Origin of the sequence: Flavobacterium sp. Root186, from assembly GCF_001428525.1 — a bacterium.
Lineage (GTDB): Bacteria > Bacteroidota > Bacteroidia > Flavobacteriales > Flavobacteriaceae > Flavobacterium.
This window is the reverse complement of sequence record NZ_LMHW01000017.1, coordinates 159,813-183,925: the sequence shown is the minus strand read 5'-3', so window position 1 is coordinate 183,925 and position 24,113 is coordinate 159,813. Positions and strand designations below refer to the sequence as shown.

Genomic DNA, 24,113 nt, shown 5'->3' with positions numbered 1-24,113 from the left:
TTTTATTTTGGAGAAAGCAGCTCAATTTATTGGGCTGTTTTTTTATTAAAATCAGATATCCTAAAGAATAATTAGTATGAAAAAATATATAACACCAGCAAATATTGCCATTTTCATCTGGGGAATAGGGCTTTTATTTATAAATGAGATGTACTATGAGTATTTAAGATACTATTTATATATCTCTATAATTCTTGCAGTTATTGCTATAATATATGATCGTTTAAAACGAAAAAAAGAAAACCAGCATCAGTAGAAAGAAAATATCCTTTAAAAATTGATGTTAAGATTTTAGTTTTATTTATTTTGGTGGAAGCAGCTCAGTTTTTTGAGCTGTTTTTTTGTTTGTAATAAAAGAAAATTCTGAGCCAATTTTTATAAAACAAATTTTATTAAATGCCCAAATACTCTATATTTGTAATTCGAAAAATAAAAACGAATACCTTAATATGAAATTACTAGAAGGAAAAGTAGCAATCATTACTGGCGCCAGCCGCGGAATTGGTAAAGGAATTGCAGAAGTTTTTGCTAAACACGGAGCAAACGTAGCATTTACATATAGTTCATCTGCTGCATCTGCAGAAGCTCTTGAAGCTGAGTTAAATAGTTTAGGAGTTAAAGCAAAAGGTTACCAATCTAACGCAGCCGATTTTAATGAGGCACAAGCTTTTGTTGATGCTGTTTTAGCAGATTTTGGAACAGTTGATATTTTAATTAACAACGCCGGAATCACAAAAGACAACTTACTTATGCGTATGTCTGAAGCTGATTTTGACCAGGTTATTGATGTTAACTTGAAATCTGTTTTCAATATGACAAAAGCAATCCAAAAAACTTTCTTAAAACAACGTGCAGGTTCTATTATCAATATTAGTTCTGTAGTTGGAGTTTCTGGAAATGCAGGTCAAACGAACTACGCCGCTTCAAAAGCCGGAGCAATTGGTTTTACAAAATCAGTAGCTTTAGAATTAGGTTCTCGTAATATTCGCTGCAACGCAATCGCTCCAGGTTTTATCGAAACTGAAATGACTGCAAAATTACCGGAAGATGTAGTAAAAGGATGGAGAGACGGAATTCCGTTGAAACGTGGCGGAACTACTGAAGATGTTGCAAATGCATGTCTTTTCTTAGCTTCAGATATGAGTGCATACGTTACAGGACAAGTTCTTAATGTTTGTGGAGGAATGCTTACTTAATGGTTTGCAGTGTTCAGTTTTAAGTATTCAGTAAATATCTAATCTGAAAAATAATAAAGAGAACACATTTGTTATAATTCGATTTCTAATGCTGATCACTAAAAACTGATTACTGAATACTAAAAAATATGACTACAAACACGATTTTATTATTATTACTTTCTTTAGTAATAGCGGGTGGTTTGTCGTACTTTCAATACTTTTATAGAGCCAAAAACAAATCAAATCTGATTTGGTTTTTGGCTTTTTTACGTTTTCTGGCCATTTTTGGATTATTGGTTTTATTAATAAACCCCATAATTTCTAAGAGTTCGCTGGAAATAACCAAAACACCTTTAGCGATTGCAGTTGATAATTCAAGTTCAATAACAGCTTTAAAATCAGATAAAAAAGCAATTGAATTATATCAAAAGCTGATATCAAATCCTGCTTTAAAAGAAAAATTCGAAATTCAGTCATATCAGTTTGACGACGAATTTAAAACTTCAGATAAATTTGATTTCAAAGGAAAACAAACCAATTTAGATGAAGTTGCCAAGAATTTAAAAAGCATCAACAAAAACCTGACTTTCCCAACGGTTATTATTACTGACGGAAATCAAACTACAGGAAACGACTATGTTTATAGATTCGATCCTGTCAATAAAGTTTATCCTTTGGTTGTAGGAGATACAACCACATTTTTTGATTTAAAAATAAATCAGCTTAACGTAAATAAATACGCATTCCACAAAAATAAATTTCCCGTTGAAGTATTCCTGCAATATGCCGGAAATAAAGCAACAACTGCTGATTTTACAATTTCGCAGGGAAATTCAGTTGTAGCAAAAGAGAAAGTTTCTTTTTCTCCATCTAAAAAAACAGCGACTTTAAATTTGCTTTTACCTGCAGATAAAGTAGGATTGCAAATTTTTAGAGCCAGCATTTCATCAAACGCAAAAGAGAAAAACAGTTACAATAATATCAAGAATTTTGCTGTCGAAATAATCGATCAAAAATCAACAATTGCCATAGTTTCGGCAATAAACCATCCCGATATTGCGGCCTTAAAACGTTCTATAGAAGTTAATGCGCAGCGTAAAGTAATCTTGGTTAAGCCCAATGATATTAATCAGTTACAAGAAGCTTCAGTCTTAGTTTTATACCAGCCAACTTATGCTTTTAAACCAATTTTTGACAATAATAAAGCGGCCGGAAGAAATACCTTTATCATAACCGGAAACAGCACTGATTTTAATTTTCTAAATCAACAGCAAAACAATTTAATCTTCAAAATGAGCGGACAGGTTGAAGATTACTTATCAGAGTTTCAACCGCAGTTTAATCTATTTGCGATAGACAATATTGGTTTTGAAAATTTCCCGCCATTGCAAAATGTATTCGGAACAATTTCAACAAACGGAAATGTATCGGTTTTACTTTCTTCAAAAATTAGAAACGTTTCTACCAATGCGCCTTTATTGGCTTTCGCCGAAAACCAAGGAAAACGAACTGCTTTTCTTTTGGGAGAAAACAGCTGGAAATGGCGTTTACAAAGTCATATCGACAATCAGTCCTTTGAAAAGTACGATGTTTTTGTAGATAAGATAATTCAGTTTTTGGCAACATCAACTTCAAAAAAATCATTGGTTGTAACACACGAAAGTTTTTATAATTCTGGAGAAGAAATCGTAATCAACGCCCAATACTTCAATAAAAACTATGAGTTTGACGAAAAAGCAAGGCTAACAATCACAGTTACAAATGCCGAAACCAAACAAGCGAAGAATTACGATTTATTAAAAGGAAATAATTCATTCTCCGTAAACTTAGAAGGATTAACAGCCGGAAAATATAATTTCACTGTAAAAGAATTAAATTCAAACACATCGTATTCCAGTCATTTTGAAATTTTAGATTTTGATATCGAAAAACAATTTGTAAATCCTGATGTTTTAAAACTGAAACAATTGGCTTTACAAACCAACGGAAAAGCTTTCTTCGAAAATCAAGAAGAAGACTTGATCAATACACTTTTAGAAAATAAAGAATACAAATCAATCGAGAAAAACATCTCAACAAAAACTCCAATAATTGACTGGGTTTGGTTATTGATTTTAATTGCTGCTTTATTAACGGCGGAATGGTTTGTTAGAAAATATAACGGGTTATTGTAAATTATAGTAAAACTATTTTTAGATAGATATGAAATATACTTTAATATTCGTTATCTTTTTGATAACAATGATTAGTTGTCAGGGAAATGATTATTTTAATTTAGGTGTTTTTCAATCTAAAAATGGAAACTACGAAAAATCAATTTATTTTTTTACAAAAGCAATAGAGAAAAACCCTAACGATAATGAAGCTTATTACAATAGAGCTTATTCTCAACAAAAGATTGGTGGTAAAGAACAAAATGTTATTTTAGATTATTCAAAATCGCTTGAATTCAACCCAAATGATTTCGAAGCCTATAATAATCGAGGTGTTGCTTACAAGAAAGTTAAAGAATATAAGAAAGCGCTTTCTGATTTTAAAATGACTATTAAACTTAATCCTGAATATTCGCTTGCTTTTTATAATATAGGGAATTTATATGCCTTAATGAAAAATAAAGACAGCGCTTGTGTGAATTTTAATAAAGCACTCAATTTAGGATATAAAGACGACAATATAAATCTTAAAATAAAAGTCAACTGTAAATAGAATTATATATTATGGATTTCAGGCTAAAAGTTTTCTATACAGTTGCACTCCGCCTTAATTTTACTAAAGCGGCAACGGAATTGTATATAACACAGCCGGCAGTTTCAAAGCATATTCAGGAACTAGAAGAAACTTATAAAACAAAACTTTTCGAACGAAACGGTTCTAAAATAGCTTTAACTCCGGCTGGAGAAATTCTGCTAAAGCATACCAAAGAAATCTTCGAAATTTACCGGGAAATCGATTTTGAAATGAGTTCCTTTATCAGTGAACGTCAGGGATTACTGCGATTAGGCGCAAGTACCACGATTTCACAATATATAATTTCTCCCGTTTTGGCACGTTTTCATCAAAAACAAAAAGACATAAAAGTCAATTTGTTAAACGGAAATACAGAACAAATCGAAAATGCTTTAATCAATAAAGAAATCGAAATTGGAATTGTGGAAGGACAGTCAAAAAATCAATCTATAAAATACATTCCGTTTTTAAAAGATGAACTGGTTTTAGTCTGCAATAGTAATAATCCATTTGTACAGCAAAATGAAATTTCAGTAAACGATTTAAAATCAATGAAATTCATAACCCGCGAACGCGGATCAGGAACACTTGAAGTTATAGAATTTGCACTTAAAAAGGTCGGTTTAAAATTCTCTGACTTGCAAATTGAAATGCAGTTAGGAAGTACAGAAAGCATAAAATCCTATTTATTAAATTCAGATTGTTTTGCTTTTATGTCCATTCATGCAGTAAGCAAAGAGTTGAAAAACAAAGAATTAATTGTTTTAGATGTCGAAAAATTAGCAATCGAAAGACATTTTTATATCATTACCTTATTAGGAAAATCAGATCCTTTATCAGAATTGTTTATTCAAAATATTGCAAATCATTATAATCTGAAGTTATAGTCGATTGTATTTTACGATTGGCGATTTCCATTTAATCGTCGGAACTTTGCAAGGTAAAATATCAATTACCTTATTTTGAAAACGAAACAACATTCCGCATCACATTTATTTGAAATAAATCATTTTTTGCAGCAATTAATTTTTGCTGTTGTAATCTTGTTATGTTTATTTTCGATAATTTCTCCGCCAGTTGCTTTATTAATTGGCGTTATAATAGTGAATATATTCGGAAATCCTTTTGTAGCATTCAACAGCAAAGCCATAACTTTTTTATTGCAGTTTTCAGTTGTAGGTTTAGGTTTCGGAATGAATGCATCAAGCGCATTTTCAGTAGGAAAAGAAGGATTTGTATTAACTATATTCTCAATTTTCAGCACCTTATTTTTTGGTTTTCTGTTAGGAAAATGGCTTAAAACCGAGAAAAAAACATCACATTTAATTTCATGCGGAACTGCAATTTGTGGTGGAAGTGCCATCGCAGCAATTTCTCCAGTAATAAAATCTAATGAAAACCAAACCTCAATAGCTTTAGGCGTAATATTTATATTAAATTCAATTGCACTGTTTGCTTTCCCGTTTATCGGACATCAGCTTGATTTGTCTCAAAAAGATTTCGGATTATGGTGTGCAATCGCCATTCACGATACAAGTTCGGTAGTTGGCGCGGCAAATAGATATGGAGTCGAAGCCTTGCAAATAGCCACAACTGTAAAATTAGCCAGAGCCTTATGGATTATTCCAATTTCACTTTTAACAGCAGTTATTTTTAAAAATAAAAACTCAAAAATTAAGATTCCTTATTTTATTGGTTTATTCGTTTTGGCGATGCTTATCAATTCTTACGTTCCGCAAGTATCTATTTTTACACCGCATATTGTAAGTTTTGCTAAAATTGGTTTAACCATTACGCTGTTTTTAATTGGAGCGACTTTAAATATAAATACTTTAAAATCAGTAGGGGTAAAGCCTTTACTTCAAGGCGTTTTTCTTTGGGTATTTATTGCAGGTTTAAGTTTAGTGTCAATTGTTTTTCTTAGTTAGACTATTTTACATTAGAAAATTTGACAACCGGTTTTCCTATCATTTTATAGAATTTTCCTTTAAAAGAAAAACGTCTTTCAATTTCAAAATTAAATGATTTTTTAGTTTTTGCCACTGCAGCAATTTCCTCTGGAGGTGTAACTTCAAATTCATCTTCTGCCTTTGCTGTTTTACTAAATGATCCGCTGGTTTTAATAATGATATCTCTAAAATGCTTTTTGGTACCGTCATCGACAACTGTATAAGAACCAGACCATTTTATGCTTGAAACGTTTGTTAACTGGTAATTATTAGCTTCCAGGATTGGCTGATATTTGCCATCAAAACCAGCAACAATATAAAGATAACCTTCAAAAGGGCCGCCGGCACCACCATTTACATGTAGTAAAGTAAAAGCATATTGATCTTCTCCAATTTGTAAAAGTTTAGGTTTTGGAGATTGTGAAAAAGCACCAAAAGCAGCAACTGCAGGCTGAAAAGATCTCATTTCCCAAGCACTGCCATTTTTAGCAAATTTTGCCAAACCTAATAAACCGCCAGAAAAACGTCCGGTTTGTAAACCATCTGCATCGTAATAAGAATGATTAAAAGCTAAAATTTTGAATTGGTTTCCTTTAGAATCAGAATAATCAATGTTAGCAAGAAGTCTTGTTGCCACACCTTCGCTGTAAGGAAACAATTGATCACCTTCAACGCCATTCACATCAGTAAAAGGTAAAGGTTTGCAAGTTTTACATTTCCAGCTTATAAAAGTATTGTGGTCAGAAAGCTTGTATAATTTTCCGGGAAACAATTTTTGCATCGTTTTTATTCCATCAAACTGATCTTGTATTTTTAGAATCCGTTTAGGATTTAAAATAGTATCGTTAACGTTTTTTAGCTCTATGTCAGCTTCTTGAGCAAAACAAACTGAACTAAAAATTAGGATAAAAAACAGAGATAAATGGCGCATATTTATAAAACTTAAGACTAAAACAAACATACAAATAAAAACTCTTAACACGAACATATTATTACTCAGATGGTTTAAAAACTAATAAAAGTTAAATTAATATATTCTTCAAGGGTAATCTTTTAAATTATCTTTAAATACGGTAACTTTGCCTTCCAAATACAAAAACAAAATGAAAAACTTCAAAATGAGGCCAAAATTGATTGCATTCTTCGCATTAATTATTGGTTTTTTTACTTTATCATGGGGAATTGTAGGCCATGAAAGAATTAATAAAGCAGCTGTAATGGCTTTACCACAGCAACTTCAGGTTTTCTTTTACAACCACATTGATTTTATTACGCAGGAAGCTTCAGTTCCGGATATTCGTAAATATGCTTTAAATTATAAAGACGAAAATCCAAGGCATTATTTCGACATGGAAAACTTTGGTTCTGCCGATAGTATTCCTCAGACAATGGAAGCCGCAAAGAAAAAATACGATGCTAAATTCTTGAACGATAACGGAATTTTACCTTGGTATATTGAAGATATGATGGTGAAGTTAACCAAAGCTTTTAAAGATAAAAACAGAGCAGAAATTTTATTTCTCGCTGCAGATTTAGGTCATTATATAGGTGATGCACATATGCCGTTACACACTTCTGCAAATCACGACGGACAATTGAGCGACCAAAAAGGGATTCATTCTCTTTGGGAAAGCAGACTACCTGAATTATTTGCTAAAAATTATAAATTAAATGTTCCTCAGGCACAATATTATACAGATGTTCATAAAGCAGTCTGGGACATGATCAACGATACACACAGTTTGGCGCAGCCATTGTTAGACATCGATAAAAAGTTGAGAACGTCAACTCCGGAAAGTCAGGTTTTTAAAATGGATGCTGATGGGAAAGTATTGAAAAGCAAATACAACACTCCAATTTTCTCTGATGAATATGCAAAGAAACTAAACGATCAGCTAAACGGAATGGTTGAAAGTCAAATGAAAAAAGCCATTACGGCAACAGCAAGTTTCTGGTATACAGCATGGGTAAATGCAGGAAAACCAGATTTAAGCGATTTAGATTCACCAGCAGTAACACAAAGAAACAATCAAGCTTTAAAAGACGATTTGATATTGTTTAAAAAAGGAGATCTATTCGGATTGAAAAATCAGAATGATTAAATTTTTGTTTCAAGTTTCAAGAAAAAGCCTCAAGTTCATTTTGAATTTGAGGCTTTTTGTTTTTAGTTGGTATTTCAAAATTGGAACTTCAAATTTTGATTCAGATTGTCGATTTAGATTGCGTAGACGCACTGCAGTGCGTCTCTACGATCAATTCATGTCGATCAATTCATGCAAATATATTTTATACAGAACGGTTATTTAGAGACGCACAGCAGTGCGTCTACGACCAGTATTCAAGGTCAGATATAAAAAGTCTATTTAAATCTGCAAAATCCGTGTGCCATTAACCACATTTGGAATTTTAAAAATTGAGATTTAAAAACTTTATCTCTGATATTTCTTTTCCTTCAACAAAAATGAAGCAGATTGATAATAAGAAATAGCTTCATTAACCAAATCAATTTTTTGCTTTTTTAACGGCATTTCATCATACTCAACTTGAAATTCAGATGAAACACTATCTTTTGAATCTAATTTTAAAGCAAATTGTTTCACCTCTTGTTTAGGCGATAAGATTGTTAAAACATTATCCTTTATCAAACCCAAATCCTGATAAGTAGCAATAAAAGCCCTAGGTTTATAAGAAGATTTTAAAACATCCTGCCCGAAAAATTTACTGTCGTAATCAAAATGCAATAATCCAAAAAGTGTAGGCATAAGATCAATTTGAGACATTAATTTGCTGCATTTTTCAGGTTTTTCATTCGGTATATAAATAAAAGCCGGAATTCTGTATTTATCAAGCGGAAGTTCTGTTTTTCCGGCGCTTGATGCACAATGATCCGCAACAATTACAAAAGCAGTATTGTTAAACCAAGGCTGTTTTCGAGCCATAGCAAAGAATTTTTTGAGAGCATAATCAGTATATTTTACGCCGCCGTCACGAGATTTAATATCACCGGGAATATCAATTTTATTGTTTGGATAAGTGAAAGGCCTGTGATTGCTCACTGTCATGATATGATTAAAGAAAGGTTTATTCTGTCTTGCTTCAATATTCATAATTTTAATTGCTTTGTTGTACATATCCTCATCACAAACACCCCAAACGTTTGAAAACGTGATCTCTTCTGGAGTAAAACTAGATTTGTCGACAATTTGATAACCATTGCCAGAATAGAAATCCTGCATATTATCAAAAAAAGCATCTCCGCCGTACATAAATTTTACATTATATCCTTTTTGTTTAAATATAGAACCCGTAGAAAATTTATTTTTATTGTCTTCTCGTTTTACAACACTTTCCCCAGCAGTTGGCGGCAGACATAAAGTAACAGCTTCAAGTCCGCGGACAGTTCGGTTTCCGGCAGCGTACAAATTAGTAAACTGCAGGCTTTTTTGAGATAAACTGTCTAAAAACGGGGTTATATTTTCTTGATTTCCATACGTTTTCATAAAATCGGCACTTAAGCTTTCGACCGTAATTAAAATCACATTTTTATGATTTTCAAGAGAATCGCTGGATATTTTCTGAATTGTATTTTCTCCGGAAATAGTCGGGAATTGTTTTTTCAAAATAGTAAAAGCTTCCTGATTAGGCAGTGTTTTGTAAAATTTGAAATAATCTAATTTGTTGTTTTGAAAAGCTAAGTAAAACTTATATAGTCCATTAGACTGCAATTCGTTTACAAATACATTTTTAGAGTTTTCGGTCTTCGCCAAAATCGGAATTGCAACAAGCGAAATAGCAAATAAAAGCCAGTAAACCCCGGAAATTTTTACTTTTTCAGTAAAAGAAGGAATCTCGTTAATATAATCCTTAGAATTTTTTACAATAAAATAAGTAACAATCCCGCTAACAAGGAATAAAGCTGAAAATAAAGGAATTACAGGATAAGACTGCATAATATTTCCGATAACTTCATTGGTGTAAATGAGATAATTAACCGCAATGAAATTGTATTTTACGCCAAATTCATTCCAAAAGAAATATTCACTTAATCCGTTTTGCAGAATTAGTAAAACATATAGAAAAACGACAAACGAATAGAGCCAAAATCTAAGTTTAGTTCTATATTTTGGCAATAAAAGAAAAATTGTAAATAAAATTGTTTTTAGCCCTATAAAAATCAAAACAATTCTGGGTAATGCGCCTCCATATTCGTCAAAAATACTTTTTCCCGAAGCAGTATATAAAAGTAATACAGCTAAAAATCCTAAAATAACATACCCATAAGGTTTATTGTATTTAGATTCTGAAAGGAAAATGAGATACAGCCAAAGAAAAACTCCGGCAATCACGAAAACAAAAAAATCTGAAAGTAATCCTAAGCCAAAAATTTTTAAACTTTCTAAAAATTTAAAAGAACTCTGTGTTATAGGATGAAAAATCAATACAACTCTCAATATAAAACTTACAGAAAAATAGAAAAAGGCCAGATTGTAAAACGGAGAAAATTTTTTGCAGGAAGTCATGAAATTTTATTTTCTGCAAAATTAATTTCGATTAATTAACGACAGATGAAGTTACCCTTTTACCTTACTTAGTCTACACTTAAATTTTGCTTAAGATCACAGATTTTAACCTATTGTTATGATTTTAAGTGGTTTCTGAGCCTTAAAATCTATATCTTTGAAGAGCAAAAGAGACAGATTAATCCTGGATCAAAATAATACGATATGCATATTTTAATTGTTGAAGATGAATTAGGAATCGTCCAGTTTTTAGAACAGGGACTGCGGGAAGAAGGGTATAAAATTACAACTGCAAATGATGGTTCAAAAGCTTTTGAGTTGTCTCAGAACCATAAATTTGATTTGATTTTGCTCGATTGGATGATCCCTAAAATCAATGGTTTGGATTTATGTAAAGCAATCAGAATCAAAGACCAAAAAACGCCGATAATCTTTTTAACCGCAAAAGATACCGTTCAGGAAACAATAGAAGGCCTGAAAGCAGGTGCAAACGATTATATCAAAAAGCCTTTTAGTTTTGAAGAATTGGTTGAAAGAATTAAAATTCATTTCAGGAATCGAGGAGGCAGCGAAGCACTTTCATTGGGAACAATTAAAATTGACCTATCGAAACATATAGTTTTAAAAAATGATGAAGAAATTGCTTTAACTCAAAGAGAATTTGAACTTTTGACTTATTTAATACAAAATAAAGGTAAAGTCTGCACACGAAATCAGATTTTAAAAGACGTTTGGGATATTAATTTTGAATACGATACCGGCGTAATTGATGTTTTTATGAATGCTATTCGTAAAAAACTCAATTTAAAAATAGAAGAGGATTATATAAAAACCATCCGTAGTGTAGGTTATATCGCTAATGACTTATAAATGAATCAGCTTTCCTTTAAAAACAGAATTGCCTTAAACTATATCATAACTACAGGATTATTGATTCTAGTAGTTTTTTCGGTTATATATTCTATCGTTAAACACACTGTTTACAGCCACATTGACGAAAATATTAAAGTCGAAATTCAGAATCATTTAGAAGAAATTAAAGTACAAAATGGCAAAGTAATTCTTATTGATGAAGAAGAATGGGAGGAGCGTGAACATAATACCGTAGATGTAAATCCTGTATTTGTTGAATTTTTAGATTTGAATAAAAAGATTATTGAAAAAGCACCTAATCTGAAAACACAAACACTTGAATTTCATGATTCTGTTGGAGATTATGAGTTGTTTGATACCAAAATGGGAGATCATGCTATTCGACAAATTCAGGTCAAATTAAACGTTCAGAACAAACCAATAGGCTATATTATAGTAGCTATGTCGCTGGCTGATTCTAGAATGGTATTAAATAATTTATTTGATATCATGTTTTTATCATTTTTAGCAATTTTAATATTGTTATTCTTTTTAGCCAGATTTTTTGCAGGCAGAAGTATTAAACCTATAAATGCTATAATTAACACCTCAAAAATCATTACAAAAGACAATCTGAAAGCGCGTATTCCGCTGCCTAAAACTCGCGATGAATTGTATACGCTTTCTAAAACCATCAACAATTTATTAAACCGGATTGAAGATGCTATTGAACGTGAAAAACAATTCACTTCTGATGCTTCGCATGAATTAAGAACACCGCTGACTGTTATTAAAGGAACACTTGAAGTACTGGTTCGTAAACCCAGAGATAATAAGGAATATGAAGATAAAATAAACTATTGTATAAACGAAGTTAACCACTTAAATGTGCTTGTGGATCAGCTTTTAACAATGGCCAGATTCGATAATCAAAAACAGCAGATTAACGCAGAAACGGTTTATTTAAATGCTGTAATTTTAGATATCTTAACTCTGAATTCTGAGAAAATAAAAAGCAAAAAACTTGATGTAAAATTTGATGCCGGAACAGATTTTTATATTCAATCTGATAATTTCTTAATCATAACGATTCTTAGAAATATTATTTCAAATGCTGTAAAGTATACAAATCCTTCGGGAGAAGTTTCGATTTTGCTCTTTAAAGAAAACGATAAAATAATTTGTAAAATTTCAGATAACGGAATTGGTATTGCAAAAGAAGATTTAGAGATGATATTAAATCCTTTTTTTAGATCTAATTATACTGAGCATCCTGAAATTAAAGGTGTTGGTTTGGGGCTTTCTATTGTAAAAAGAATTACCGAACTGCTTCATGTTAAATTTAAAATTGAAAGCCAGCTAGGAGAGGGGACTACTGTAATCTTAGCCTTTAATAAGGAATTAGAAAACGTTTTCGTAAATTGAAAATTTTCAATAAAAACCGCTCTTCAGATTTTTTTTAACAATAAACTATCGTTAAGTTATATTAAAAATTGCTTTTTTATGAAATTAACTAGTATATTTGCAACCGAATCAAAGAATTATAAAACAAACCAAACAATGATTTCAAATCAATTACATCATCATCATTTTCATTATTGCTCTCAAGCGATGTGTTAATGGTATGCATGTAAATCATCATATTTTAAAACCCGTTTGAGTACATCAAACGGGTTTTTTTATACCAATTCTTTGTACTCAAACTATTAATCAGCAAAAAACTAAAAAATGAGTACTTTAAAAATTGCAATTCAAAAATCTGGTCGTTTAAACGAAGACAGCATTCAAATCCTTAAAGACTGCGGTATTTCAATCAACAACGGAATCGATCAGTTAAAAGCTGAAGCTTCAAACTTTCCTCTTGAAGTTTTGTATCTAAGAAATTCGGATATTCCGCAGTATTTAATTGACGGAGTAGTTGATTTAGCCATCGTTGGCGATAACCTTTTAGTAGAAAAAGGAAAAGAAATTGAAGTTGTACAACGATTAGGATTTTCAAAATGCAAAGTTTCTGTTGCCGTTCCTAAAACCTTCGAATACAATTCAATACAGGATTTATCAGGTTTAAGAATCGCAACTTCTTATCCAAATACGGTTAACGAATATTTCAATTCTTTCGGGTTAACAGTAGATATTCACCAAATCTCAGGTTCTGTAGAAATTGCACCAAACATTGGTCTTGCCGATGCTATTGTGGATATCGTTTCAAGCGGAAGCACTTTATTCAAAAACAATCTAAAAGAAGTTGAAGTGATTTTAAAAAGTGAAGCAGTTTTAGCCGTTTCACCAAAAGTTTCTCCAGAAATTCAAAAACACATCGACACCTTAAAATTCAGAATACAATCAGTTTTAAGAGCGAGAAATTCAAAATACATTTTGATGAACATTCCGAATGATAAAATTGACGCAGTTGGAAAAATCCTTCCGGTTTTAAGAAGTTTAACCGTTCTGCCATTAGCACAGGAAGGCTGGAGCAGCGTTCACTCCGTAATTGATAAAGATACTTTTTGGGATGTAATTGATCAATTAAAAGAAGCAGGAGCAGAAGGAATTCTAGTTTGCCCAATTGAGAAAATGGTTCTTTAGGACGCTTTGCGCGCTTTAGGCTTTAAGCTTTAAAAAAACACTAAATTCCAATTCTTAATAACAGCTTTGCGAACTTATCGTTTTCTAAGCCAAAGAATAGCAAAAAACCTTGCGAACTTTGCGGTTAAAATAAACACAACGTTAATAAAGCTTAAAGCCTACTGCTTAAAGCTTAAAGCATAAAAAAAAATGAATAAAATAGACAATCCAAAACCAGATACTTGGTCTGAAATATTAAAACGGCCAACCCAAACGATTGATGATATTGAAGTTACGGTAAAAGAAATCTTCAAGGAAGTACAGAAAAAAGGAGACGAAGCTGTAGCAAAGTATACATCAATTTTCGACGGAATTACTTTAGAAAATTATGAAGTTTCTGCTGCAGAAGTAAATGAAGCAATTGCACTGATTCCGAATGAATTAAAAGAAGCAATACAATTAGCAAAAGATAATATCTATAAGTTTCACAAAGCTCAAAAAACAGAAAGAATTGAAATTGAAACTATTGAAGGTGTAAATTGCTGGCAGGAAAAAAGACCAATTCAAAAAATAGGATTATATATTCCGGGTGGAACAGCGCCGTTATTTTCAACAGTTTTAATGCTGGCGGTTCCGGCTGAGATCGCAGGCTGCAAAGAAATTGTTTTGTGTTCGCCTCCAGATAAAACAGGAAAAATAAATCCTGCAATTTTGTACGCTGCCAATTTATGTGGTGTAACTAAAATATTAAAAGTGGGCGGTATTCAGGCAATTGCAGGAATGACCTTCGGAACAAAATCAATCCCAAAAGTTTATAAAATTTTCGGCCCTGGAAATCAGTTTGTAACCGTAGCAAAACAATTGGCAACGCAGTTTGGTGTTGCGATTGATATGCCGGCCGGCCCATCAGAATTGTTAATTGTTGCTGATGATTCTGCCGTTCCGGCCTTCGTAGCCTCAGATTTATTATCACAGGCAGAACACGGAACAGACAGTCAGGTAATTTTAGTTTCGACTTCTAAGAAACTCATAAATGAAGTAGAAAAAGAAATTCAAACGCAGATTGAAGTGCTTCCAAGAAAAGCAATTGCAGTTAAAGCAATCGAAAATTCGAAATTGATTTATGTTGAAAATGATCAGATCGCTTTAGATTTAATTAACGAATATGGCCCGGAACACTTTATTATATGTTCTGAATATGATGATTTCTACTGCAACGGAATCGTAAATGCAGGTTCAGTTTTTATTGGAAATTATACGCCGGAAAGTGCCGGAGATTATGCTTCAGGAACAAATCACACATTGCCGACAAATGGTTATGCAAAAAATTACAGCGGTGTAAACCTGGATAGTTTTATGAAATCGATGACATTTCAAAAAATAACCGAAAAAGGGATTCAAAACATTGGAAAAGCTATCGGAATTATGGCTGAAGCCGAAGGTTTACAGGCACATAAAAATGCTGTAACTTTAAGGTTGAAGAGTTTAGAATAAAGAAAATAGAATATAGAGGCAAGAAGCAAGATGAAAGAGTTAAAGGATTAGAATTGAGTCTTTACTCTTGTCTCTTGATTCTTCCTTCTCCTTAAAAATAAAGAAATGAAATTCGACATAAATACAATTACACGTGAAAACGTAAAATCTTTAAAACCTTATTCGTCTGCAAGAGATGAGTTTGAGGATTTTGATACAGCCGAAATGATTTTTTTGGATGCGAATGAAAATCCGTTTCAAAATGGTGTAAATCGTTATCCGGATCCCCAGCAGAATTCGGTTAAAGCAATTTTAGCTAAAAATAATAATACAAAACAAAGTCAGATCTTATTAGGAAACGGAAGTGATGAAGTTTTAGATTTGATTTTCAGAGCTTTCTGCGAACCAAAAACAGACAATGTTATCACGCTTCCGCCAACATACGGAATGTACAGTGTTTTGGCAAATATAAATGCGATTGAAAACAGAGAAATTCTACTGACAAATGATTTTCAGCCACAAGTTGAAAAGATTCTCGAAGCCGTTGATGAAAACACAAAAATCATCTTTTTATGCTCACCAAATAATCCAACAGGAAATTCTTTTTCTGATGAAAGTGTGGTAAAACTACTTCAAAATTTTAAAGGATTAGTCGTTATTGATGAAGCTTATATTGACTTTTCGGAGAAAGAAAGCTGGCTTATTGAAATTGACGAATATCCAAATTTAATAATAACACAAACACTTTCAAAAGCGTATGGTTTAGCTGGAATTCGTTTAGGAATCTGTTATGCTTCAGAAGCTGTAATTTCGGTTTTAAATAAAATAAAGCCGCCATATAATGTCAACGAATTAACACAGCAAAGAGCAAAAGAACGTTTAAAGGATTCTGAAAAAATAAAGCAGGAAATTAATTCTATTATTGAGCAAAGAGAAGAATTACTTAAAGTTTTACTTGAAGTTAATTTTGTAGAGAAAGTTTACCCTACGGAAGCTAATTTTGTGTTAGTTAAAGTAGACGATGCAAATAAAAGATACGATCAATTAATCGAAAAAGGAATCGTAATTCGTAATAGAACAACTCAGCCTTTATGTGAAAATTGCCTGCGTTTTACAATTGGTATTCCAGAAGAAAATGCTGTTTTGATTAAGGAATTGAAGCTGTTGAAGTAAAAAATATAGGCCACAGATTAAACGGATTATTTATTCTGTTTATGTTTAGATTTTCGCCACGAATTTCACAAATTAACACGAATTGAATTAGTGAAAATTCGTGAAATTCGTGGCAAAAGGAACAAAAAATCCTTTTAATCTGTGAAATCTGTGGCAGAACAAAATAATAAACTATGAAAAAAGTACTTTTTATCGATCGTGATGGAACGATTGTTTTAGAACCTGAAAATTATCAATTAGACAGTTTAAATAAACTGGAGTTTTACCCAAAAGCCTTTCAATATTTGGCTAAAATTGCCAATGAATTAGATTATGAACTGGCAATGGTAACCAATCAGGACGGTTTAGGAACTGATAGTTTTCCTGAAAATACGTTTTGGCCAACGCAAAATTTTATCTTAAAAGCTTTTGAAAACGAAGGCGTTGTATTTGATGAAATTTTTGTTGACAGAACTTTTCCTGAAGAAAATGCACCAACACGCAAACCTAGAACCGGATTGCTGACAAAATATTTAAACAATCCCGAATATGATTTAGAAAATTCTTTTGTTTTAGGAGATCGTTTGACTGATGTTGAATTAGCAAAAAATCTTGGTGCAAAAGCAATTTTCATGAATATGACTGACGGAATTGGAAGCAATGAAATCTCATCAAAACGTGAAGAATTGAATGATACTATAATTCTGCAGACAACTGATTGGAAAAGAATTTATGAGTTCTTGAAATTAGAAGCACGTTCTGCATCAATAACCCGTAAAACAAATGAAACCGATATTTACATCAACCTAAATCTTGACGGAACAGGGAAAAGTAAAATCGAAACCGGAATTGCTTTTTTTGATCATATGTTAGATCAAATTTCACGTCACGGTCAAATGGACTTAGAAATCCTTGTAAAAGGTGATTTAGAAGTCGATGAACACCATACGATTGAAGATACTGCAATTGCTTTAGGTGAAGTTTTTGCAAAAGCCTTAGGTAATAAACTAGGAATTGAACGTTACGGATTCTGCCTTCCAATGGACGACTGTTTAGCGCAGGTTGCCATTGACTTTGGAGGAAGAAACTGGTTAGTTTGGGAAACGGAGTTTAAACGCGAAATGGTGGGTAAAATGCCAACTGAAATGTTTTATCACTTCTTTAAATCATTTTCTGACGGTGCAAAAGCCAATTTAAATATCAAAGCAGAAGGAATCAACGAACATCATAAAATCGAGGCTATTTTTAAAGCTTTCGCAAAAGCCATAAAAGTAGCCGTAAAAAGAGATACCGAAAAAATGATTTTACCTTCGACTAAAGGGATGTTGTAAAACGCTATAAGCTATAAGCAATAGGCAATAAGCCTAAAGCTTACGGCTTAAAGCTTAAAGCTTTTTTAATGAAAATAGTAATTATAAATTACGGAGCAGGAAATATTCAGAGCATTATGTTTGCTATAGAAAGATTGGGTTTTAAAGCTGTTTTAAGTAATAATCCAGAAGAAATTCAGGCTGCAGATAAAGTGATTTTTCCTGGTGTTGGTGAAGCAAGTTCAGCAATGGCAAAACTTCGTGAAAGCGGTTTAGACAGTCTAATTCCGGATTTGAAACAGCCGGTTTTAGGAATTTGCCTTGGAATGCAGTTGATGTGCAATTCATCTGAAGAAGGAAATACAAAAGGTTTGGGAATTTTTGATGTTGATGTGATTAAATTCACATCAAAAGTAAAAGTGCCACAAATGGGCTGGAATCAGATTTATAACTTAAAATCGGATTTGTTTGCTGCTATTCCAGAAAATGAGTTTATGTATTTGGTTCATAGTTTTTATGCTCCAAACTGCCCAGAAACCATTGCCACAACCAATTACGATTTAGAATACGCATCGGCCTTGCAAAAAAATAATTTTTACGGAACTCAATTTCATCCTGAAAAAAGTGGTGCAGTTGGGGAGAAGATTTTAGAGAATTTTTTAAAAATGTAAAGTTTAAAATTCCAATTTTTGAAATCCCAAATTCCAATTGCAATATCAAAAATCAATTTCAATCAAAATATCAGTTTAGAAAATAATCTAAAATCTAAACTCTTAAATCTAAAATAGCAAACATGAGAATAATACCAGCCATAGATATCATTGACGGAAAATGCGTTCGCTTATCAAAAGGTGATTATGATACCAAAATAATTTATAATGAAAATCCGCTTGAAGTAGCGAAATCATTTGAAGCGCACGGAATTGAATATTTGCATTTAGTAGATTTAGACGGTGCGAAATCAAGTAAAATTGTTAATTATAAAATATTAGAACAAATCGCTTCACAAACGGGTTTAAAAATTGATTTTGGCGGTGGTTTAAAATCTGATGATGATTTGAGAATTGCTTTTGAAAGCGGTGCGAATCAAATTACTGGCGGAAGTATCGCCGTAAAAAACAGAGCCATTTTTGAAAAATGGATTTCAGAATACGGTTCTGATAAAATTATTTTGGGAGCTGATGCCAAAGATGAAAAAATTGCCGTTTCAGGCTGGTTAGAAGATTCAAATGAAGATTTAATTCCGTTTATTCAGGATTATCAAACTAAAGGAATTCAGTATGTTATTTGCACCGATATTGCAAAAGACGGAATGCTAGAAGGTCCAAGTTTCGATCTTTACGGTAAAATTTTAGAAGAAGCAAATGGAGTAAAACTAATTGCTTCAGGCGGAATTTCAACTTTTGATGAATTACCTAAATTAGCTGAATTAGGATGTGAAGGAACCATTATTGGAAAAGCTATTTACGAAGGAAGAATTACACTAAAGCAACTTGAAAATTATATTTTAAATAAATAAGATTATTTCGCAAAGATGCACGAAGTAAAACACAAAGATTCACTAAAAAAAATCTTTGTGAATCTCTGCGTTATCTTTGTGAATCTCTGTGAAACAACAAAAAAATGTTAGCAAAAAGAATTATACCCTGCTTAGATATAAAAAACGGAAGAACCGTAAAAGGTATTAATTTCGTTGATTTGCGCGATGCCGGAGATCCTGTAGAATTAGCAGAAATATACTCGGCTGAAGGTGCAGATGAATTAGTTTTTCTGGATATTTCGGCTACTGAAGAACGTCGAAAAACGCTGGTTAATATGGTGCGAAGTGTAGCGGAAAAAATCAATATTCCGTTTACTGTTGGCGGCGGGATTTCGTCTGTTGAAGATGTTGAAATTCTGCTGAATAATGGCGCAGATAAAGTTTCGATTAATTCATCGGCAGTAAAAAATCCGCAATTAATAAATGATTTGGCTCAGAAATTTGGAAGCCAATGTGTTGTTGTGGCAATCGATGCCAAACAAATTGACGGACAATGGGTTGTACATTTAGTAGGAGGAAAAGTGCCAACAGAATTAAATTTATTCGATTGGGCAGTAGAAGTAGCAGAACGCGGTGCCGGGGAAATATTGTTCACATCAATGGATAATGACGGAACGAAAAATGGTTTTGCAAACGAAGCTTTGGCTAAATTATCAACCTTAATTAATATCCCGATAATTGCTTCAGGAGGTGCCGGAAATATACAGCATTTTGTAGATTCATTTAAAGAAGGAAAAGCAGATGCAGCTTTGGCAGCGAGTGTTTTTCACTTTAAAGAGATTGAGATAAAAGCTTTAAAACAAGAATTAAGAAATAACAATATAGAAGTTCGAATTTAGTTTTAACTTTAAGACTTTCGACCTTACAACTTTAGACTAAAAATATGAACGTAGATATAAAAAGCGCACACGGATTAATTCCGGCAATAATTCAGGATTCAGAAACAAAAAATGTTTTGATGCTGGGTTATATGAACGAAGAATCGCTTCAAAAAACAATAGAAACACAAAAAGTAACTTTTTTCAGCCGTTCAAAACAAAGACTTTGGACAAAAGGCGAGGAAAGCGGTAACTTTTTAAATCTGGTAAGCATTAAAAATGACTGCGACGGCGATACGCTTTTAATTCAGGCAAAACCTGTTGGACCAACATGTCACACGGGTGCAGATACTTGCTGGCAGGAGGAAAACAAAGAAAATTACGGTTTTATTTCTCAGTTAGAAAACACTATTAAAATCCGTAGAGAAAATGCTGATTCTGAGAAAAGTTATGTAGCTTCTTTATTCGAAAAAGGAATCAATAAAATTGCCCAAAAAGTAGGCGAAGAAGCTGTAGAAGTTGTTATTGAAGCAAAAGATGATAACGACGATTTATTCCTTAGTGAAAGTGCTGACTTACTTTTTCATTATTTGATTTTATTGCAGGCAAAAGGTTTTCAGTTAAATGATGTTGTTAATGTTTTAAAGAAACGTCAAAAATAATTCTTTAGAACAGAGGAAAACCGTTGTTTTTTATGTTAAAAGTAATTTAGTTTTTCGATATTTACCAAAAAACTAATATGGATATAGAAACTTTTAGAAAACGTTTTGTAAAACATTCTGATGAAGAATTAATTGTAATGGTAACCAAAAATGCCAGCAAATATAACCCGGATGCAATTCTTGTTGCCAAAGAAATTTTGACAGAACGAAATGTTGATATTGAAACCATATTAAATGATGAAAATGCTAAAAAAGTAGATAATAGTTTCAAAACGGAGAAGGAATATATTGAAAGTCTTTCGGCAATAGATCAAATGCAGTATTTATCTGAAAAAAGAGCCGAGTTTGAAGAAAATATTGAAGAAATAGTTGAATCGAATAATGCAGATTTAACTGATGAAGAATTGTTAGCGAACTTTGAAGAAATTCTAGATATCGTTATGAAAACCGGATCTTTTGGAGATCTATCAGATATTCATTCGAAAGAAAACTACTATATAACAAGTAATATAATTGCTCAAAGAAATATTAAAACTCCATTTTTATTAAACATAAAAATAGATTTTGTAAATATGATTGCGACAAGAGATGTAAGGAAGAAATGTAACAAGTATATTTTCTTTGGTTTTATTCTGATTGCTCTAGGTGTAATTTTTACCGTTGGAACTGAAGGAAATATGATATTTTATGGAGCAGTGTTGTCTGGTTTAGGCTTGCTTATTGCTGGAATTCGAGGGAAAATGCAGATAAAAAGATATTACTCAGATATGATGGAAGCATATAGTTAATAAATATAAGCTACTCCACAAACTCAAAAACAGCAAATTCTTCCGGGTGATGAAATCCAAATTTTAAACTTTTATAATCCTGTAGAGCAAGATATTCGGTTGTATTACCGTAATCAATTCTAAAAGTATTTGCTTTCCATTTTGTGCCAATTTTAGGTTTTATAAAATTTCCGTTTTCAATTTTTTCTAAGCTTGAAAACGGGATTTTAATTTCGGTATCAAAACCTTCAGGTGTTATTTTGCTGATAGCTTCTAATCCTTCAATATCAAAATTCATTGCCGTTTTCCAGCCTCCGCATTCAGGAGAAATACACTTTATAAGCATATCATAATTGGTAGAAAAAGCATTTATGCCAATTTCAAGATAGTTTTTCCCATCGCCATCAGGATCAATAAATACTTCTACTAAATCATCAGCTTCATAGATTTTAGAATCTTTTTTCTGAAGTTTTCCAACTATTTTCGAATCTACGGAATGATAGGCAATATAAAGGTTTTCGTCATTCCACGAAAGTGAAACCATTGTGTTTTGAGTAGCTTTTTCTCCGGAATTATGAATTACAAAAGACCCGAGAAATGGTGTTTTCCAATCAATTAAATCACCGTCAATTGTTATTTTATCATTTTTTTTATGAACAGGAAATGTCTGGGAATAATTATTTACTGAATACAGGAATGTCAAAAGGTATAAAAACGAGCTAAATTTCATAAAATTGGTAAATTTTAGCTAAAATAAAAAAACAATACTGTATATGAATACAAATCTGTAACATAAATTAAAAAAATATACTAATATTATAACTAATTCAAAACTTAATTTATAATGAAAAAATACGTTGGAAGTGTTATAATAGCTTTTCTAATTGGTTTTGCTGCCAATGCTCAAGGACTTATGAATAAGTCCGAAACGATTTTCACACATCAGGATACTTTACGCGGAAGCATTACAAAAGAAAGAGCCTGGTGGGATTTGAAATATTATCATCTGGATATAAAAGTAAATCCTGCAGATAGAACAATAACAGGTTCAAATACGGTTCGTTACACTGTTTTAACAGAGAATAATAAAATGCAGATTGATTTGCAGGAACCAATGAAGATTACGAAAGTAACGCAGAACGGAAAAGAATTAAAATTTGAAAGAGATGGAAATGCGTTTTTCATCACTTTAACTGAAAATCAAAAAGTTGGCGAAACTAAAGAAATCATAGTTTCTTTTGGCGGAGTACCTAAAGAAGCTGTTAGGCCGCCTTGGGATGGAGGAATTACATGGCAGAAAGATAAAAACGGAAAAGATTTCATCGCTTCATCTTGTCAGGGTTTAGGCGCGAGCGTTTGGTGGCCTTGCAAAGATCATATGTATGATGAAGTTGAAAATATGTTGATTAGCGTGAATGTTCCGGGGCATTTAACCGATGTTTCTAACGGAAGATTACAAAGCGTTAAAAAACAAAAAGACGGAACTAAAACCTTTAATTGGTATGTTTCAAACCCAATTAATAATTATGGTATAAATATAAATATTGGAGATTACGTTAATTTCTCTGAGAAATTTAAAGGAGAAAAAGGAGATTTAGACTGTAATTATTATGTTTTAAGAGATAATCTTGAAATTGCTAAAAAACACTTTCAGGATGCACCAAAAATGCTGAAAGCTTTTGAAAACTGGTTTGGACCTTATCCGTTTTACGAAGACAGCTATAAATTAGTTGAAGTTCCGTATTTAGGAATGGAACATCAAAGTTCTGTGACTTACGGAAATGACTATCAAAATGGTTATAAAGGAAACGATATGAGCGGAACAGGCTGGGGATTAAAATTTGATTATATTATTATTCATGAATCTGGACATGAGTGGTTTGCAAACAATATTACGTATAAAGACATTGCAGATATGTGGATTCATGAGAGCTTTACAACTTATTCTGAATCGCTTTTTATTGAGTATTATTACGGAAAAGACGCTGCAAATGAATATATAAGAGGAATTAGAAAAGTGATTACCAATAAAAAACCAATTATTGGCTATTATGATGTAAATGTTGAAGGATCTGGCGACATGTATCCAAAAGGGGCGAATATAATTCATACCATTCGTCAGGTTATAAATGATGATGCAAAATTCAAATCAATTTTGAGAGGTTTAAACAGTACTTTTTATCATCAAACAGTTACTACAAAACAAATTGAAGATTATATAAGCAAAGAGTCAGGAATTAATTTGAGCCCGGTTTTTAATCAGTATTTAAGAACGGCGCAGGTTCCTACTTTTGAATATTATTTTAAAAATCAAAAATTGGTTTATCACTGGATCAATTGTGTAGAGAATTTTGATCTTCCTTTAAAAGTTACTTTAAATGGTGTTGAAACATGGTTAAAACCAACAACAGACTGGAAAGCAGAAAATATAAAAGAGGATAAATCAACTTTGGTTGTCGACAAAAACTTTTACGTGACAGAATTTAATATCACAAATTAAACTTCAGAAATAATTAAAATTGAAACCCAATAAATTTGATCGTTTATTGGGTTTCTTTTTTTATGAAGAAATCATAAAATTTTAGAAATCTTAATTCGAA

At 32.0% G+C, this 24,113-nt stretch carries 22 protein-coding genes; 19 read left to right on the top strand and 3 right to left on the bottom strand.

Features of this window, described 5'->3' with window-relative positions; all coding sequences use genetic code 11:
- The first annotated feature begins 76 nt into the window (after positions 1–76).
- The 6 genes from ASD98_RS23040 to ASD98_RS23015 all read left to right on the top strand — a co-directional run bounded on the left by ASD98_RS23040 (position 77) and on the right by ASD98_RS23015 (position 5,833).
- A complete protein-coding gene (locus ASD98_RS23040) occupies positions 77–256 on the top strand; it encodes a hypothetical protein (protein WP_056209476.1) in 180 nt (59 codons plus the stop codon).
- Positions 257–449: 193 nt separating this feature from the next.
- Positions 450–1,196, top strand: coding sequence for a 3-oxoacyl-[acyl-carrier-protein] reductase (gene fabG / locus ASD98_RS23035; RefSeq protein WP_026729795.1), 747 nt, complete (start codon positions 450–452; stop codon positions 1,194–1,196).
- 128 nt (positions 1,197–1,324) lie between these two features.
- Positions 1,325–3,352 carry a hypothetical protein gene (locus ASD98_RS23030; RefSeq protein WP_056209474.1) on the top strand — a complete coding sequence of 676 codons (2,028 nt, stop codon included), beginning with the start codon at positions 1,325–1,327 and terminating at the stop codon, positions 3,350–3,352.
- A 67-nt stretch (positions 3,353–3,419) separates the two neighbouring features.
- The gene (locus ASD98_RS23025; protein ID WP_056209472.1) at positions 3,420–3,884 is read left to right on the top strand and encodes a tetratricopeptide repeat protein; all 465 of its coding nucleotides are present in this window, start codon (positions 3,420–3,422) and stop codon (positions 3,882–3,884) included.
- An 11-nt stretch (positions 3,885–3,895) separates the two neighbouring features.
- On the top strand, positions 3,896–4,792 hold the full coding sequence (locus ASD98_RS23020) for a LysR family transcriptional regulator (protein ID WP_056209469.1): 897 nt from the start codon (positions 3,896–3,898) through the stop codon (positions 4,790–4,792).
- Positions 4,793–4,867: 75 nt separating this feature from the next.
- On the top strand, positions 4,868–5,833 hold the full coding sequence (locus ASD98_RS23015; RefSeq protein ID WP_056209466.1) for a YeiH family protein: 966 nt from the start codon (positions 4,868–4,870) through the stop codon (positions 5,831–5,833).
- A 1-nt stretch (position 5,834) separates the two neighbouring features.
- On the opposite strand, the gene ASD98_RS23010 is transcribed toward ASD98_RS23015, so the two are convergent.
- Positions 5,835–6,635, bottom strand: coding sequence for a hypothetical protein (locus tag ASD98_RS23010; protein ID WP_242412156.1), 801 nt, complete (start codon positions 6,633–6,635; stop codon positions 5,835–5,837).
- A 322-nt stretch (positions 6,636–6,957) separates the two neighbouring features.
- Here ASD98_RS23010 and ASD98_RS23005 point away from each other — a divergent pair, with 322 nt between their 5' ends.
- On the top strand, positions 6,958–7,956 hold the full coding sequence (locus tag ASD98_RS23005) for a zinc dependent phospholipase C family protein (protein ID WP_056209460.1): 999 nt from the start codon (positions 6,958–6,960) through the stop codon (positions 7,954–7,956).
- Positions 7,957–8,283: 327 nt separating this feature from the next.
- Here ASD98_RS23005 and ASD98_RS23000 read toward each other — a convergent pair whose 3' ends face one another.
- Positions 8,284–10,374 carry an LTA synthase family protein gene (locus ASD98_RS23000; protein ID WP_056209456.1) on the bottom strand — a complete coding sequence of 697 codons (2,091 nt, stop codon included), beginning with the start codon at positions 10,372–10,374 and terminating at the stop codon, positions 8,284–8,286.
- Between the two features lie 204 nt (positions 10,375–10,578).
- Here ASD98_RS23000 and ASD98_RS22995 point away from each other — a divergent pair, with 204 nt between their 5' ends.
- The 11 genes from ASD98_RS22995 (at position 10,579) to ASD98_RS22945 (ending at position 21,534) form a co-directional block, all read left to right on the top strand.
- Positions 10,579–11,244: a response regulator transcription factor gene (locus tag ASD98_RS22995; RefSeq protein WP_056209455.1), complete on the top strand. Its 666-nt coding sequence runs from the start codon at positions 10,579–10,581 to the stop codon at positions 11,242–11,244.
- Entirely contained in the window at positions 11,245–12,651 is a 1,407-nt protein-coding gene (locus tag ASD98_RS22990; RefSeq protein ID WP_056209452.1) for a HAMP domain-containing sensor histidine kinase, read from the top strand. It abuts the gene before it with no gap.
- A 303-nt stretch (positions 12,652–12,954) separates the two neighbouring features.
- Entirely contained in the window at positions 12,955–13,812 is an 858-nt protein-coding gene (gene hisG / locus ASD98_RS22985) for an ATP phosphoribosyltransferase (RefSeq protein ID WP_056209449.1), read from the top strand.
- Positions 13,813–14,001: 189 nt separating this feature from the next.
- Complete coding sequence (gene hisD / locus ASD98_RS22980) at positions 14,002–15,285, top strand: histidinol dehydrogenase (RefSeq protein WP_056209446.1); 1,284 nt, start codon at positions 14,002–14,004, stop codon at positions 15,283–15,285.
- Positions 15,286–15,390: 105 nt separating this feature from the next.
- Positions 15,391–16,437: a histidinol-phosphate transaminase gene (gene hisC, locus ASD98_RS22975; RefSeq protein WP_056209443.1), complete on the top strand. Its 1,047-nt coding sequence runs from the start codon at positions 15,391–15,393 to the stop codon at positions 16,435–16,437.
- A gap of 173 nt (positions 16,438–16,610) precedes the next feature.
- Entirely contained in the window at positions 16,611–17,747 is a 1,137-nt protein-coding gene (gene hisB / locus ASD98_RS22970; protein ID WP_056209439.1) for a bifunctional histidinol-phosphatase/imidazoleglycerol-phosphate dehydratase HisB, read from the top strand.
- Positions 17,748–17,815: 68 nt separating this feature from the next.
- On the top strand, positions 17,816–18,397 hold the full coding sequence (hisH, locus tag ASD98_RS22965; protein WP_056209435.1) for an imidazole glycerol phosphate synthase subunit HisH: 582 nt from the start codon (positions 17,816–17,818) through the stop codon (positions 18,395–18,397).
- Between the two features lie 122 nt (positions 18,398–18,519).
- Positions 18,520–19,245 (top strand): 1-(5-phosphoribosyl)-5-[(5-phosphoribosylamino)methylideneamino]imidazole-4-carboxamide isomerase, encoded by a 726-nt coding sequence (gene hisA, locus ASD98_RS22960; RefSeq protein WP_056209432.1) that lies wholly within the window; start codon positions 18,520–18,522, stop codon positions 19,243–19,245.
- 104 nt (positions 19,246–19,349) lie between these two features.
- Positions 19,350–20,105, top strand: a complete 756-nt coding sequence (gene hisF / locus ASD98_RS22955; protein ID WP_056209427.1) for an imidazole glycerol phosphate synthase subunit HisF — start codon at positions 19,350–19,352, stop codon at positions 20,103–20,105.
- Between the two features lie 44 nt (positions 20,106–20,149).
- On the top strand, positions 20,150–20,746 hold the full coding sequence (gene hisIE, locus ASD98_RS22950; RefSeq protein WP_056209424.1) for a bifunctional phosphoribosyl-AMP cyclohydrolase/phosphoribosyl-ATP diphosphatase HisIE: 597 nt from the start codon (positions 20,150–20,152) through the stop codon (positions 20,744–20,746).
- A 77-nt stretch (positions 20,747–20,823) separates the two neighbouring features.
- On the top strand, positions 20,824–21,534 hold the full coding sequence (locus ASD98_RS22945; RefSeq protein ID WP_056209421.1) for a hypothetical protein: 711 nt from the start codon (positions 20,824–20,826) through the stop codon (positions 21,532–21,534).
- A 10-nt stretch (positions 21,535–21,544) separates the two neighbouring features.
- On the opposite strand, the gene ASD98_RS22940 is transcribed toward ASD98_RS22945, so the two are convergent.
- Positions 21,545–22,243, bottom strand: a complete 699-nt coding sequence (locus ASD98_RS22940) for a carbohydrate-binding family 9-like protein (RefSeq protein WP_056209417.1) — start codon at positions 22,241–22,243, stop codon at positions 21,545–21,547.
- 114 nt (positions 22,244–22,357) lie between these two features.
- Between ASD98_RS22940 and ASD98_RS22935 the strand changes: the two genes are divergently transcribed.
- The gene (locus ASD98_RS22935; protein WP_056209413.1) at positions 22,358–24,013 is read left to right on the top strand and encodes a M1 family metallopeptidase; all 1,656 of its coding nucleotides are present in this window, start codon (positions 22,358–22,360) and stop codon (positions 24,011–24,013) included.
- The last annotated feature ends 100 nt before the right edge of the window (positions 24,014–24,113 follow it).